This is a genomic window from Streptomyces sp. NBC_00154 (genome assembly GCF_026342835.1).
GTDB lineage: Bacteria > Actinomycetota > Actinomycetes > Streptomycetales > Streptomycetaceae > Streptomyces.
In genome coordinates this window covers 5,086,911-5,100,389 of record NZ_JAPEMI010000001.1, presented here as the reverse complement: position 1 = coordinate 5,100,389, position 13,479 = coordinate 5,086,911, and the positions used below count along the sequence as shown (strand labels likewise).

15 protein-coding genes are annotated in these 13,479 nt (G+C 71.1%); 3 read left to right on the top strand and 12 right to left on the bottom strand.

Annotated features, from left to right (window positions below; all coding sequences use genetic code 11):
* Positions 1-2: 2 nt before the first annotated feature.
* Positions 3-1,490: an anthranilate synthase component I gene (locus OHA03_RS22855; protein WP_267005658.1), complete on the bottom strand. Its 1,488-nt coding sequence runs from the start codon at positions 1,488-1,490 to the stop codon at positions 3-5.
* An 11-nt stretch (positions 1,491-1,501) separates the two neighbouring features.
* The gene (gene hisI / locus OHA03_RS22850; RefSeq protein WP_267005657.1) at positions 1,502-1,882 is read right to left on the bottom strand and encodes a phosphoribosyl-AMP cyclohydrolase; all 381 of its coding nucleotides are present in this window, start codon (positions 1,880-1,882) and stop codon (positions 1,502-1,504) included.
* Positions 1,883-1,967: 85 nt separating this feature from the next.
* Between hisI and OHA03_RS22845 the strand changes: the two genes are divergently transcribed.
* Positions 1,968-2,600 (top strand): TIGR03085 family metal-binding protein, encoded by a 633-nt coding sequence (locus tag OHA03_RS22845; RefSeq protein ID WP_030972824.1) that lies wholly within the window; start codon positions 1,968-1,970, stop codon positions 2,598-2,600.
* 17 nt (positions 2,601-2,617) lie between these two features.
* Here OHA03_RS22845 and OHA03_RS22840 read toward each other — a convergent pair whose 3' ends face one another.
* The 10 genes from OHA03_RS22840 to hisD all read right to left on the bottom strand — a co-directional run bounded on the left by OHA03_RS22840 (position 2,618) and on the right by hisD (position 10,392).
* Positions 2,618-3,862: an MFS transporter gene (locus tag OHA03_RS22840; protein ID WP_267005656.1), complete on the bottom strand. Its 1,245-nt coding sequence runs from the start codon at positions 3,860-3,862 to the stop codon at positions 2,618-2,620.
* A gap of 26 nt (positions 3,863-3,888) precedes the next feature.
* Positions 3,889-4,476 (bottom strand): transcriptional regulator, encoded by a 588-nt coding sequence (locus tag OHA03_RS22835; RefSeq protein WP_267005655.1) that lies wholly within the window; start codon positions 4,474-4,476, stop codon positions 3,889-3,891.
* Positions 4,477-4,642: 166 nt separating this feature from the next.
* Positions 4,643-5,398 (bottom strand): imidazole glycerol phosphate synthase subunit HisF, encoded by a 756-nt coding sequence (gene hisF / locus OHA03_RS22830; protein WP_267005654.1) that lies wholly within the window; start codon positions 5,396-5,398, stop codon positions 4,643-4,645.
* On the bottom strand, positions 5,395-5,793 hold the full coding sequence (locus OHA03_RS22825; RefSeq protein ID WP_267005653.1) for a RidA family protein: 399 nt from the start codon (positions 5,791-5,793) through the stop codon (positions 5,395-5,397). Before OHA03_RS22825 ends, hisF begins: the two co-directional genes overlap by 4 nt.
* The gene (priA, locus tag OHA03_RS22820; protein WP_267005652.1) at positions 5,790-6,518 is read right to left on the bottom strand and encodes a bifunctional 1-(5-phosphoribosyl)-5-((5-phosphoribosylamino)methylideneamino)imidazole-4-carboxamide isomerase/phosphoribosylanthranilate isomerase PriA; all 729 of its coding nucleotides are present in this window, start codon (positions 6,516-6,518) and stop codon (positions 5,790-5,792) included. The genes OHA03_RS22825 and priA overlap by 4 nt, the downstream gene beginning before the upstream one ends.
* A complete protein-coding gene (gene hisH, locus OHA03_RS22815; RefSeq protein ID WP_267005651.1) occupies positions 6,518-7,159 on the bottom strand; it encodes an imidazole glycerol phosphate synthase subunit HisH in 642 nt (213 codons plus the stop codon). Before hisH ends, priA begins: the two co-directional genes overlap by 1 nt.
* An 11-nt stretch (positions 7,160-7,170) precedes the next feature.
* Positions 7,171-7,338, bottom strand: coding sequence for a hypothetical protein (locus OHA03_RS22810; protein WP_267005650.1), 168 nt, complete (start codon positions 7,336-7,338; stop codon positions 7,171-7,173).
* Positions 7,335-7,931, bottom strand: coding sequence for an imidazoleglycerol-phosphate dehydratase HisB (gene hisB, locus OHA03_RS22805; RefSeq protein ID WP_030919430.1), 597 nt, complete (start codon positions 7,929-7,931; stop codon positions 7,335-7,337). Before hisB ends, OHA03_RS22810 begins: the two co-directional genes overlap by 4 nt.
* The gene (locus OHA03_RS22800; protein WP_267005649.1) at positions 7,928-9,049 is read right to left on the bottom strand and encodes a histidinol-phosphate transaminase; all 1,122 of its coding nucleotides are present in this window, start codon (positions 9,047-9,049) and stop codon (positions 7,928-7,930) included. Before OHA03_RS22800 ends, hisB begins: the two co-directional genes overlap by 4 nt.
* Positions 9,046-10,392, bottom strand: a complete 1,347-nt coding sequence (gene hisD / locus OHA03_RS22795; protein ID WP_267005648.1) for a histidinol dehydrogenase — start codon at positions 10,390-10,392, stop codon at positions 9,046-9,048. Before hisD ends, OHA03_RS22800 begins: the two co-directional genes overlap by 4 nt.
* Before the next feature lie 169 nt (positions 10,393-10,561).
* Here hisD and OHA03_RS22790 point away from each other — a divergent pair, with 169 nt between their 5' ends.
* Together OHA03_RS22790 and OHA03_RS22785 are read left to right on the top strand one after the other, a co-directional pair.
* Positions 10,562-12,163: an oxidoreductase gene (locus OHA03_RS22790; RefSeq protein ID WP_267005647.1), complete on the top strand. Its 1,602-nt coding sequence runs from the start codon at positions 10,562-10,564 to the stop codon at positions 12,161-12,163.
* Between the two features lie 277 nt (positions 12,164-12,440).
* Positions 12,441-13,478 carry a hypothetical protein gene (locus OHA03_RS22785; protein WP_267005646.1) on the top strand — a complete coding sequence of 346 codons (1,038 nt, stop codon included), beginning with the start codon at positions 12,441-12,443 and terminating at the stop codon, positions 13,476-13,478.
* Position 13,479 lies beyond the last annotated feature (1 nt).

Below are 13,479 nucleotides of genomic sequence, written 5' to 3'. Positions count from 1 at the left end.
CGTCAGCGTTCGTGGAGGCGGTTGGCAGTATGGACGGCGCGCAGGACCGCGGCGGCCTTGTTACGGCACTCGGTGTCCTCGGCAACCGGGTCGGAGTCGGCGACGATTCCCGCTCCGGCCTGGACGTATGCCGTGCCGTCCCGCAGCAGCGCCGTGCGGATGGCGATGGCGGTGTCGGAGTCCCCGGCGAAGTCCAGATAGCCGACACATCCGCCGTACAGTCCGCGGCGGGTGGGTTCGAGCTCCTCGATGATCTGCATGGCGCGCGGCTTGGGGGCGCCGGAGAGGGTACCGGCCGGGAAGCAGGCGGTGAGGACGTCGAAGGCGGTACGGCCTTCGGCGACGCGGCCGGTGACGGTGGAGACGATGTGCATGACGTGCGAGTACCGCTCGATCGACATGAAGTCGACGACCTCGACGCTGCCGGGCACACAGACCCGGCCCAGGTCGTTGCGGCCGAGGTCGACGAGCATCAGGTGCTCGGCGCGTTCCTTCGGGTCCGCGAGGAGCTCGTCGGCGAGGGCCTGGTCCTCCTGCGGGGTGATGCCACGGGGCCGGGTCCCGGCGATCGGGTGGACCATGGCGCGCCCGTCCTCGACCTTGACGAGGGCTTCCGGGCTGGAGCCCACGACGTCGAAGCCGTCGAACCGGAAGAGGTACATGTACGGCGACGGGTTGGTGGCGCGCAGCACCCGGTAGACGTCCAGGGCGGCGGCCGTGCACGGGGTCTCGAAGCGCTGGGAGGGGACGACCTGGAACGCTTCGCCGGCCCTGATCCGCTCCTTCACGTCCTCGACGGCGTCCTGGAAGGCCTGGCCGCCCCAGAGTGCGGTGTACGGCGGGAGTTCGGACGGCGGGAGGGCGACGGGGGCGCTCTCGACCGGGCGGGAGAGATCGGCCTCCATGGCGTCGAGGCGGGCGACGGCGTCGGCGTACGCCTCGTCGACGCCGGTCTCCAGATCGTTGTGGTTGATCGCGTTGGCGATCAGCAGGACGCTGCCGTCCCAGTGGTCGAGGACGGCGAGGTCCGAGGTGAGCAGCATGGTCAGCTCGGGGAGCTTCAGATCGTCGCCACCGTGCTCGCCGATCCTCTCCAGCCTGCGCACGACGTCGTAACCCAGATAGCCGACCATGCCGCCGGTGAAGGGCGGCATGCCGGAGTGCAGGTCGCGCGGGGTGTGCAGGGCGTCGATGGTGGCGCGCAGGGCCACCAGCGGGTCGCCGTCGACGGGGACGCCCACGGGCGGGGTGCCGAGCCAGTGGGCCCGGCCGTCGCGGGTGGTGAGGGTGGCGGCGCTGCGTACCCCGATGAAGGAGTAGCGGGACCAGGTGCGGCCGTTCTCCGCGGATTCGAGGAGGAACGTGCCGGTGCGCTCGCCCGCGAGCTTGCGGTAGAGCGCGACCGGGGTGTCGCCGTCCGCGAGAAGCCGGCGGCTGACGGGGATGACACGCCGGTCGGCGGCCAGCTTGCGGAAGGTCTCGAGATCCATGGCGGCTGACCCTACTGCCCGAGCGGGAGGACGTCGGCGTCGAAGCAGGTGCGGTCGCCGGTGTGACAGGCGGCGCCCGTCTGGTCGACCTTGACGAGGACGGTGTCCGCGTCGCAGTCGAGGGCGACGGACTTGACCAGCTGGATGTGACCGGAGGTGTCGCCCTTGACCCAGTACTCCTGACGGCTGCGGGACCAGTAGGTGCAGCGGCCGGTCGTCAGGGTGCGATGCAGCGCCTCGTCGTCCATCCAGCCGAGCATCAGCACCTCACCGGTGTCGTACTGCTGGGCGATGGCCGGAACCAGACCGTCGGCGTCGCGCTTGAGGCGGGCGGCGACAGCGGGGTCCAGGCTGCTGGCGGGCGGGGTGCTGGGGGCGGGCGTGCTGGTCATGTGCCCCATTGTGCCGTGGCCGCGGACGCCGTCCGGCGGGGCGTCCACTGGGCGGACTGCGGACCCCGGTCGTACGCTGGCGGGCATGTCGACCCATGCAAAGCGTGAACGACTTCTGCTCGCCGACCTGTTGGAGGCGGCGGGCCCCGAAGCCCCGACCCTGTGCCACGGCTGGACGACCCGCGACCTCGCCGCCCATGTGGTGGTACGCGAGCGCAGGCCGGACGCGGCGGCCGGGGTGCTGCTGAGCCCGCTGAAGAACCGGCTCGACCGGGTCCAGTCCGAATTCGCCGAGAAGCCGTACGAGGAACTGATCCAGCTCATCCGTACGGGGCCGCCCCGGATGTCGCCGTTCGGACTGAAGCAGCTGGACGAGGCGGCCAACACGGTGGAGTTCTACATCCACGCGGAGGACGTGCGCCGGGCCCAGCCCGACTGGTCGCAGCGGGATCTGGACCCGGTCTTCGCCGACGCCCTGTGGTCGCGCATGGAGAAGGCGGCGCGGCTGATGGGGCGCAAGGCCCCGGTGGGGCTGGTGCTGCGTCGTCCGGACGGACAGACGGCCGTGGCGCACAAGGGCACTCCGGTGGTGACGGTGACCGGGGAGCCGGGCGAGCTGCTGCTCTTCGCGTCGGGGCGGCAGGATGCGGCGCGGGTGGAGCTGGAGGGCGACAAGGAGGCGGTTGCCCGGGTGAGCACGGCCGAGCTGGGCATGTAGGGCGTACGGGGCCGGGGTCAGCGCGGGAGTTCCGCGCGGCGCAGCCGGTTGACGACCAGACCGGTTACGGCCCCCGCCCCGCCCAGCGCCGCGCCGGCGACGAAGACCGGCGCGGTCCCCCAGGCGGCGACGGCCGCGCCGGTCACCGGGTAGCTGAGCGGTGCGACCGCATGGGTGAAGAGCGTCGAGACCGACGTGACCCGCCCCAGATAGGCGGGATCGGTGGCGGACTGCATCAGCGCCCCGCACAGCGCCCCGCCCAGTCCGGCGAAGAGCCCGACCGCGGCGCCGACGGCGGCGGCGAGCGGCACCGACGGGACGTACGCGAGGGCCCCGGCGGCGACCGCGCCGACGAGCACGGTCAGGCACATGATCAGCCCTGCCCGGGGCAGCCGCCCGCGGACCGCGAGCAGCAGGCCCGCGGCGCCGGCGCCGATACCGAAGGCGGCGACGATCCAGCCCATCCCGGAGGCGCCCCAGCCGCGCTCCTTCGCAAGCAGGATCAGCCCGAGGTTGAGCGGGCCCGCGAAACCCAGCTCGCTGACGGCGAGGACGAGTACGAGCGGCCCGAGCAGTGGATGGCGCCGGATGTGGCGCACCCCGTCGGCCAGTTCGCGCCATGCGGTGCCGGGAGATTCGGCACCGGCCTGGTCGGGCAGGGGCGCGATCCGTACGACGACGAGCAGGGGCAGTGAGACGGCAAAGAGCACCCCGGCCGCGGCGAAGGCGAGCACGGGTCCGCCGACGGCCACCGCGACCCCGCCGAGCGGTGCGCCGACCACATTGGCGGTACGGGTGGCGAGTCCGCGCAGTCCCTGGATCCGGGCCAGCTGTCCGGGGGTGGTGATCCTGGGCGGCAGAGCTCCCACGGCGGGCAGGAAGAGCGCGTCGACCGCGCCGAAGACGAGCGCGACCGCGATCAGCATCCACAGGGCGGGCGAGGTGAACATCAGGGCGCCGGCCAGGCCCAGGACGACCAGGCAGCGCACGGCGTCGCTGCCGATGACGAGACGCCGGGGCCCGAACCGGTCGGCGAGGACTCCCCCGCCGAGCATCAGCACGGCGCGGGGTATGGATCCGGCGGCGAGGACGAAGCCGGCCTGCGCGGCGGTGCCGGTGCGGGTGGCCGCCCAGGCCAGCGCCATGTAGTAGACGCTGTCGCCGACCATCGACGCGGTGTACGCGCCGAGCCAGCGCAGGACGTTGCCGTCGCGGTGGGCGGGGCGTTCGGGAGCTCTCGTGGCCGTGACGGTGACAGTCATGAGGGTCGTCCTCTCGGGTGGCCGGCTCAGATGCGGAACGGGAATGCGTACAGATGCATGGCGACGTTCTCGCGCCCTTCGGTGTCCCCCGCCTCGTCGCGGGCCCGGCCGGCCGCCTCGTACCGGTCGATCACCTCGTGCACTTCGCGGTTGAGCGCGGCCAGTTCGTCGGCGGTGAGCCGGGCCAGGTACTCGGAGCTGGAGGCGGCGCTGCGCCACTTCATCGACCAGCTCTGGGCCGAGTCGAGGTAACGGCGGTACAGCTCGATGTGCTGGTCGAAGGAGAGCCTGCCGACGGCGGCATGCGTGGCGACCTTCTCGGGCGCGTCGCTGAAGTCTTCGTCGTGGACGTTCAGCCCCTTCGACGCGGGCTGCCACCAGCGCTCGCGGCCGTCCTTTCCCTGCTGCTCGGCCTCCTCGATCAGGCCGTGGTCGGCGAGCTTGCGCAGGTGGTAGCTGACCAGCGAGACCGCCTCGTCGACCAGCTCGGCGAGCTGGGAGGCGGTGGCTTTGCGGGAGATGTAGAGCGCTCGGTACAGCTTCATCCGCAGGGGGTGTCCGAACGCCTTCAAGGTCTCCAGATCCGAGACCCGGCGCGGTTCATTGCTTGCCATGCCCCTCACCGTAGACAGGAAAGAAAACTTGCACAATATTTATTGCGCAATAAAAGTTGCGGGGTTTCGTGCATGACTGCCGCGATCGGGCAGGGACGGACCGCAGAACGCCGATCGCCGGACGGAACCGCATATCGGCTCCGTCCGGCGATCGATGACTCCGCGGTCAGCGGACCGGGTGCCCGGCCTCCCGCAGTGCGCCCTTGACCTCGGAGATCCTCAGATCACCGAAGTGGAAGACGGACGCGGCCAGCACCGCGTCGGCGCCCGCCGCGATGGCCGGCGCGAAGTCCGCGAGCCGGCCCGCGCCACCGGAGGCGATGACCGGGACGGTCACATGCCCCCGGACCGCCGCGATCATCTCGGTGTCGTAGCCGTCCTTCGTGCCGTCCGCGTCCATCGAGTTGAGCAGGATCTCGCCCGCACCCAGCTCGGCGGCCCGGTGCGCCCACTCGACGGCGTCGATGCCGGTGCCCCTGCGGCCGCCGTGCGTGGTGACCTCGAAGGTGCCTTCAGGGGTACGGCGGGCGTCCACGGAGAGCACGAGGACCTGTCGGCCGAACCGCTCGGCGATCTCCCGGATGAGGTCCGGGCGGGCGATGGCCGCGGTGTTGACGCCGACCTTGTCGGCGCCGGCCCGCAGCAACTTGTCGACATCGTCGGCGGTGCGGACGCCGCCGCCGACGGTGAGCGGGATGAAGACCTGCTCGGCGGTGCGGCGCACCACGTCGTAGGTCGTCTCCCGGTCACCGCTGGACGCGGTGATGTCGAGGAAGGTCAGCTCGTCGGCGCCCTCGGCGTCGTACAGCTTCGCCATCTCGACGGGGTCACCCGCGTCGCGCAGGTTCTGGAAGTTGACGCCCTTGACGACCCGGCCGTTGTCGACGTCCAGGCACGGGATGACTCGTACCGCGAGACTCATTGCACACCTGCCCGGTAGGCCTCGATCTCGACCTCGACGACCAGGCTGGGGTCGACGAAGCCGGACACGATGATCATGGAAGCGGCGGGGCGGACGTCGTCGAACAGCTCCTTGTGGGCGCGGCCGACCTCGTCCACGTCCCGGGCGTGCGTGATGTACATCCGGGTACGGACGACGTCCTCACGGCCGAGTCCCACCTGCTTCAGCGCGTCGAAGGCGACGTTGAAGGAGGCGACGGCCTGCTCGTACGGGCCGCCCGCGGAGATCTGCCCCTTGACCACCGATGTGCAGCCGGCCACCAGGACGAGCCCGTTGGACAGCTCCACCGCTCGGGAGTAGCCGAACTTCTCCTCCCAGGGGGCCCCGGAGGAGACACGGCGGACGGAGTCGGTCATGCGGAGACCACCTGCAGCGCCTCTTCCAGGGTGAACGCCTTCGCGTACAGCGCCTTGCCGACGATCGCGCCCTCGACCCCATCGGGCACGAGCGAGGCGATCGCCCGCAGGTCGTCCAGCGAGGAGACACCGCCGGAGGCGACGACGGGCTTGTCGGTGGCGGCGCAGACGTTCTTCAGGAGCTCCAGGTTGGGGCCCTGGAGCGTGCCGTCCTTGGCGATGTCGGTGACGACGTAGCGGGCGCAGCCCTCGGAGTCGAGGCGGGCGAGCGTCTCGTAGAGGTCGCCGCCGTCGCGGGTCCAGCCGCGGCCGCGGAGCGTCGTGCCCCGGACGTCGAGGCCGACGGCGATCTTGTCGCCGTACTCGGCAATGACCTTCACGACCCACTCGGGGGTCTCCAGGGCGGCGGTGCCGAGGTTGACCCGGGTGCAGCCGGTGGCGAGGGCCGCGGCGAGCGAGGCGTCGTCACGGATGCCACCGGACAGCTCGACCTTGATGTCCATGGAGCGGGCGACCTCGGCGATCTGCGCCCGGTTGTCACCGGTGCCGAACGCGGCGTCCAGGTCGACCAGATGCAGCCATTCGGCGCCTGCCTGCTGCCAGGCGAGGGCGGCCTGCAGGGGGTCGCCGTACGAGGTCTCGGAGCCGGACTCGCCGTGCACGAGGCGGACGGCCTGGCCGTCGCGGACGTCGACGGCGGGGAGGAGCTCAAGCTTGGTGGACATCAGAGTGTTCCGATCCAGTTGGTCAGCAGCTGGGCGCCGGCATCGCCGGACTTCTCGGGGTGGAACTGGGTGGCCCACAGGGCGCCGTTCTCCACTGCGGCAACGAACGGCTCGCCGTGGGTGGCCCAGGTGACCCGGGGGGCACGGATCCTGGCGTTGGTGACTTCGAGGCTCCAGTCGTGCACGGCGTAGGAGTGCACGAAGTAGAACCGGTCCTCGGGGTCGAGACCGGCGAAGAGATCGGAGTCCTCCGGGGCCTGCACGGTGTTCCAGCCCATGTGCGGGACGATCGGGGCCTTCAGCGGGGCGACGGTACCGGGCCACTCGTCGAGGCCTTCCGTCTCCACGCCGTGCTCGATGCCGCGTTCGAAGAGGATCTGCATGCCGACGCAGATGCCCATCACGGGTCGGCCGCCGGAGAGCCTGCGGTCGATGATCCATTCGCCGCGGGCCTTCTTCAGCCCCTCCATGCAGGCGGAGAACGCACCGACGCCGGGCACCAGCAGCCCGTCGGCGTTCATCGCCTTCTCGTAGTCGCGGGTGATCTCGACGTCCGCGCCGACGTGGGCGAGGGCGCGCTCGGCGGAACGCACGTTGCCGAAGCCGTAGTCGAAGACGACGACCTTCTTCTGGTCACTCACAGGTCGCTCCCTCAGTCCCAGAGTCCCTGGATCCGCATGACGCCTGCGACCAGGCACATCACGGAGGCGATCCCGAGCAGCACGATGAGGCCCTTGGGCATCTTCTGCTTCGAGAAGGAGTAGACGCCGCCGGCCAGGAAGAGGCCGACGACGATCAGTACGGTGTTGAGGCCGGTCACAGTGCGCCCTTCGTGGAGGGGAGAATTCCGGCAGCACGCGGGTCGTGCTCACAGGCGTACCGCAGGGCGCGGGCGAGCGCCTTGAACTGGCACTCCACGATGTGATGGGCGTTGCGGCCGTACGGGACGTGGACGTGCAGGGCGATCTGCGCCTGGGCGACGAACGACTCCAGGATGTGCCGGGTCATCGTCGTGTCGTAGGAGCCGATCATCGGCGCGATGTTCTCCGGCTCGGTGTGCACCAGGTAGGGGCGGCCGGAGAGGTCGACGGTGACCTGGGCGAGCGACTCGTCGAGCGGGACGGTGCAGTTGCCGAAGCGGTAGATGCCGACCTTGTCGCCGAGAGCCTGCTTGAAGGCGGCGCCGAGGGCGAGGGCGGTGTCCTCGATGGTGTGGTGCGTGTCGATGTGCAGGTCGCCCTCGGTCTTCACTGTGAGGTCGAAGAGGCCGTGGCGGCCGAGCTGGTCGAGCATGTGGTCGTAGAAGCCGACCCCGGTCGACACGTCGACCTTGCCGGTGCCGTCGAGGTTGACCTCGACGAGTACGGACGTCTCCTTGGTGGTGCGTTCCACGCGGCCTACGCGGGGGCTCATGCGTCGTGCTCCTTCTTGAGTTCGCGTACCGCATCGAGGAACGCGTCGTTCTCTTCCGGGGTTCCTGCGGAGACCCGCAGCCATCCCGGTACGCCGTTGTCCCGGACCAGGACGCCCCGGTCGAGGATCTGCTGCCAGGCGGTGTGGCTGTCGGCGAAGCGGCCGAACTGGACGAAGTTGGCGTCCGAGTCCGTCACGTCGAAGCCAAGGGCGCGCAGTTCGGTGACGATCCGGTCGCGCTCGCTCTTCAGCTGGGCGACGTACCCGAGGAGCGTATCGGTGTGCTCCAGGGCGGCGAGCGCGGTGGCCTGGGTTACGGAGGACAGGTGGTACGGCAGCCGCACCAGCTGCACGGCGTCCACGACGGCCGGGTCGGCGGCGAGATAGCCGAGCCGCAGTCCGGCGGCGCCGAACGCCTTCGACATGGTGCGCGAGAGCACCATGTTCGGCCGGCCCTCGATCAGCGGGAGCAGCGAGGGGTGGTGGCTGAATTCTCCGTACGCCTCGTCGACCACGACCATCGACGGCCTGGCTGCCTGGGCGGCGTCGTACAGCGCGCGCACGGTCTCGGCGTCGACGGCGGTACCGGTGGGGTTGTTGGGCGAGGTGATGAAGACGATGTCCGGGCGTTGCTCGGCGATGGCCTCGCAGGCCGCCGCGACATCGATGGTGAAGTCGTCCTTGCGCGGTCCGGAGATCCACCCGGTGCCGGTCCCCCGGGCGATGAGGGCGTGCATCGAGTACGAGGGCTCGAAGCCGATCGCGGTGCGTCCGGGGCCGCCGAAGGTCTGCAACAGCTGCTGCAGCACCTCGTTGGAGCCGTTGGCCGCCCAGACGTTGGCGAGAGCCACCTCGTACCCGGCGGTGCGGGTGAGGTACCGGGCCAGCTCGGTACGGAGCTCGACGGCGTCCCGGTCGGGGTAGCGGTTGAGGTCGCGGGCGGCCTCGCGGACCCGCTCGGCAATCCGGTCGACGAGCGCCTCGGGAAGCGGGTACGGGTTCTCGTTGGTGTTCAGCCGTACCGCAACGTCGAGCTGCGGGGCGCCGTACGGGGACTGGCCGCGGAGCTCGTCCCGGATCGGAAGATCGTCGATCCGGATCGACTTGCTGTTCGTCACTGCTGCGGAACCTTCCAGCCACTGCGCTCGAACTCGCCGCCGGCGAAACGGGCCTTGATCGCGGCGCCGTGGGCGGGGAGGTCCTCCGCCTCGGCGAGGGTCACGACATGGTGGGCGACCTCGGCGAGCGCGTCGCGCGTGTAGTCGACGATGTGGATGCCGCGCAGGAAGGACTGCACGGACAGGCCCGAGGAGTGGCAGGCGCAGCCACCGGTCGGCAGGACGTGGTTGGAGCCCGCGCAGTAGTCGCCGAGCGAGACCGGGGCCCACGGGCCGACGAAGATCGCTCCGGCGTTGCGGACGCGGTCGGCGACGGCGGCGGCGTCGGCGGTCTGGATCTCCAGGTGCTCCGCGGCGTACGCGTCGACGACCTTGAGACCGTCCTCGAGATCGTTGACCAGGACGATCGCGGACTGGCGGCCGGCCAGCGCGGGCTCGATCCGGTCGGTGACGTGCTTGGTCGCGGCGACCTGCGGCTTCAGCTCGGCCTCGGTGGCAACGGCCAGCTCCTCGGAGTCGGTGACGAGGACCGCGGCGGCCATCGGGTCGTGCTCGGCCTGGCTGATCAGGTCGGCGGCGACGTGCACCGGGTCGGCGGTGGAGTCGGCGAGGATCGCGATCTCGGTGGGCCCTGCCTCGGCGTCGATGCCGATGCGGCCCTTGAGGAGGCGCTTGGCGGCGGCGACATAGATGTTGCCGGGGCCGGTGACGAGGTTCACCGGAAGACATTCGGCCGTTCCGTACGCAAACATCGCGATGGCCTGGGCGCCACCGGCCGCGTACACCTCGTCGACGCCGAGCAGGGCGCAGGCCGCGAGGATGGTGGGGTGCGGCAGGCCGCCGAACTCCTTCTGCGGCGGGGAGGCGACGGCGATGCCCTCGACACCCGCCTCCTGGGCCGGTACGACGTTCATGACCACGGACGACGGGTAGACGGAGCGCCCGCCCGGCACGTACAGACCTACGCGCTCGACGGGCACCCACTTCTCGGTGACCGTGCCGCCGGGGACGACCTGGGTGGTGTGCGTGGTGCGGCGCTGCTCGTGGTGGACGAGGCGGGCGCGGCGGATCGACTCCTCGAGGGCGGCCCGTACGGCGGGATCCAGCCGCTCCAGCGCCTCGGCGATCGCCGAGGCCGGGACCCGGATCGAGTCGATCCGTACGCCGTCGAACTTCTCTCCCCACTCGATCACTGCCGCTGAGCCACGATGGCGTACGTCCTCGCAGATGGGGCGCACCGTCTCCAGTGCGGCCTCCACGTCGAACTCGGCCCGGGGCAGCAGGTCGCGCAGGTCGCCGCCCTCGGGGAGGGCACCGCCGCGCAGATCGATTCGAGAGATCACACCGCAATTCTCTCAGACCGCCATCGGCGACAGTTCGCCCGTATCACTGACTGATACATGCCTCGGCGGTCACAGCCGACTACTCCCGGCCACTGCTGACCACCGGCGTTCACGGCGTCACACAGAGGGAACAGAGAGGGAATAACAACTGCAAGCGGAGGGGGCCACGGTGGCCGAACCGCAGAACGGCGACATTCCGGACACTCTCAGCGCGGCCGAGCTGGGCATGTGGCAGGCCTTCCGAAGCGGCAGCACCTACGATCTGCGCGCCCGCGATCCGCTCCGGGACGATCCGTTCGCGCCGACGGGCTGGGGCGCGGAGCGCAGTGTGGACGCGCGGGTCGTCGCCCGGCTGCTGCTGAGCGGTCCGCGGGCCCGGCCCGGGCGTGTCGCCGCGCTGAAGCTCCGGGGCGTACGGATCACCGGCACGCTGGATCTCGCGGGCGGGCGCGTCGCGCCGTACGTGGAGCTGACGGGCTGCCGTCTGGAGAACGAGATGGTGCTGCCCGAGTGCCATTTCACGACGTTACGGATGGTCGGCTGTGCGGTGCCCCGGCTGGATGCGGCCCGGCTGCGCACCGAGGGCGATCTGCATCTGCCGCGCTGCCGGATCGAGCGCGGGATCCGGCTCACCGACGCCCACATAGGCACGGATCTGCTGCTCAACCAGATCGAGCTGGGGGCCGACCGGCAGGGCCGCGCCCTGGCCGGGGACGGGCTCACGGTCGCGCAGGACCTGCAGGCCGAGATGGTGGAGGCACGCGGTGAGCTGAGTCTGCGCGGGGCGAAGGTCGGCGGCTCGATGAGCCTGCGCGGCAGCCGGCTGCGGGCCGGGCCGGGGCGGCGGGCGCTGAACGCCCCGCAGCTGACCGTGGAGCGCACGTTATACATGACCGAGGCCTGGGTGAGCGTCGACACGGGGAACCAGGGCACCACTCCCCCGTACGGCATCGTCATGGCCCCGACCCCGGCGCACGGCACCCGTTCGCAGATCTTCGAGTGCCGCGGCGGGGTGCGGCTGGACGACGGGCGGTTCGGCGACGCGGTCGATCTGCACAAGGCGCGGTTCGTGCTGGCGCCCCACGAGGAGCTGTCGCTGCGCCGGATCGTCGCCCCGGAGCTGCGGTTCAACGCGGAGCGGCCGGAGGAGGGCCGGGTCGTGCTGAACGGCGCGAAGGTCGTCACGCTGATCGACGTGTCGACCAGCTGGCCGGGGCCCGGCGGGCTCGCGATGGGCGGCTTCGTGTACGAGAACCTCGTCCCGTACGGGCACTTCCCGCTCTCCCGGCGCCTGGAGTGGGTGGCGGCGGCGACCCCCGAGTACGTGCCGGAGCCGTACGAGCGGCTGGCCACCGTGCTCCGCAACTGCGGCGAGGACGCGGACGCCCGTGAGGTTCTGCTCGCCAAGCAGCGGCGGCGGCGCGAGACGCTGCCGCCCGCCGCGAAGCTGTGGGGGATCCTGCAGGACTGGACGGTGGCGTACGGCTACCGACCGGGACGGGCGGCGGTGTGGATGGCGGTGCTCTGGGCGGCGGGGGCGGTGGCCTTCTCGCAGTACGACCCGGCGCCCATCAAGCGGGACGAGCACCCGGAGTGGAACGCGGCGCTCTACGCACTGGATCTGCTGGTGCCCGTGATCAACCTCGGACAGGACGGGTACTGGCGGATGGAGGACGGCTGGCAGTGGGCGTCGGCCGCGCTGGTGCTGCTCGGTTGGATACTGGCCACCACCGTGGCGGCGGGCGCGTCCCGGCTGCTGCGCCGGGGCTGACCGGCCTCGCCGGGTCCGGGCGGCGCATCCGCTCCGCCCCAACGCCCAAGCCTCTTCCGCCGCCCGGCCGGCACGCGTCCCGGCGCCCTTCGCCGGGACGCTCGAACGACCGGCCGACCGACGGCCGAAGAGACGGACGCCCACCGCCGGAACAACAGGATCAGGCCAGATTCCATGCATTCCTTTACTTTTTCTTGACCGCCTTCGGGGCAACCCATGTACTCGGCACCAAAGCTTCACAGTGCCCCTCTGGCGCTGCCCCGACCAGCGCTTTTCAATGGTCTGCACCATGTCATTCCTTCGCGCTCTGCTCCGTACCGCGCGCATGATCCGGCACTCGCCGCGGCTGTCCACGGGACTGCCCGCGGACGACGCGGTGCTGCTCGACGCCCCGGACGAAAGGCTCTCCCCGGCTCTGGTGGCCGCCGCCCTGGGCGAGTACGAGCCGGCTGCCAAGCTCCTCGCCGGCACCCGGGACGCGGCCGAGTGGGAGAACCGGGACCGCTACCTCAGCCGGCTCGCCACCTTCGCCCGCAACCGCGACGGCTGGCTGAACGACTGGCTCGCCACCGCCCCGGACGACCCGGACGCGCTGCTCGTCAAGGCCGAGCTGGCGGTCCGCCGGGCCTGGGAGTCGCCCGCCCGCGCGGAGCGGTTGCGCGACGTGGGTCCGCTCATCACCGCGGCGGCCGAGAGCGATCCGCGCGACCCGGTGCCCTGGCGGCTCGCCCTGGACCACGCGCGCGGCACGCATGCCTCGCACACCACCTTCGAGGCGCTGTGGGAGCAGGCGATCCGGCGCTCGTCGCACCACTACGGCTGCCATGTCGCGGCGCTGCAGTACCTCTCCGCCGCCTGGTACGGCTCGCACCGCGAGTGCTTCGACTTCGCCGAACGGGCCGCCGAGGACTCGCTGCCCAGCTCGCTGGTGCAGGCGCTGCCGGTGCGGGCCGCGTTCGCGCTGCTGATCGCCGGTCCGGACGTGAAGACGACGTCGGTGCTGGAGGAGCGGATCGACACGGCCGCGGATCTGGCGATCACGCTTTCCGCCGCGTTCGAGCCGGGCGATCCCTGGCCGGCCGAGGTCCGCAATCTGCTGGCGTACGTACTGGTCGTGCGGGGCCGGTGGAACGAGGCACTGGAGCAGTTCCGGCTGATCGGACCCCATGCGGCGTCGTTCCCGTGGTCGTTGGTGTCCGACGATCCGCTGGGCCAGTTCCTGGATGCGCGGGACGGGGCGCGGCTCCAGGTGGCCTCCGCGACGCCCTTGTGGAACCGGGCCGACCACGGCCGGTCGCACGGCCATTACGCTTGAC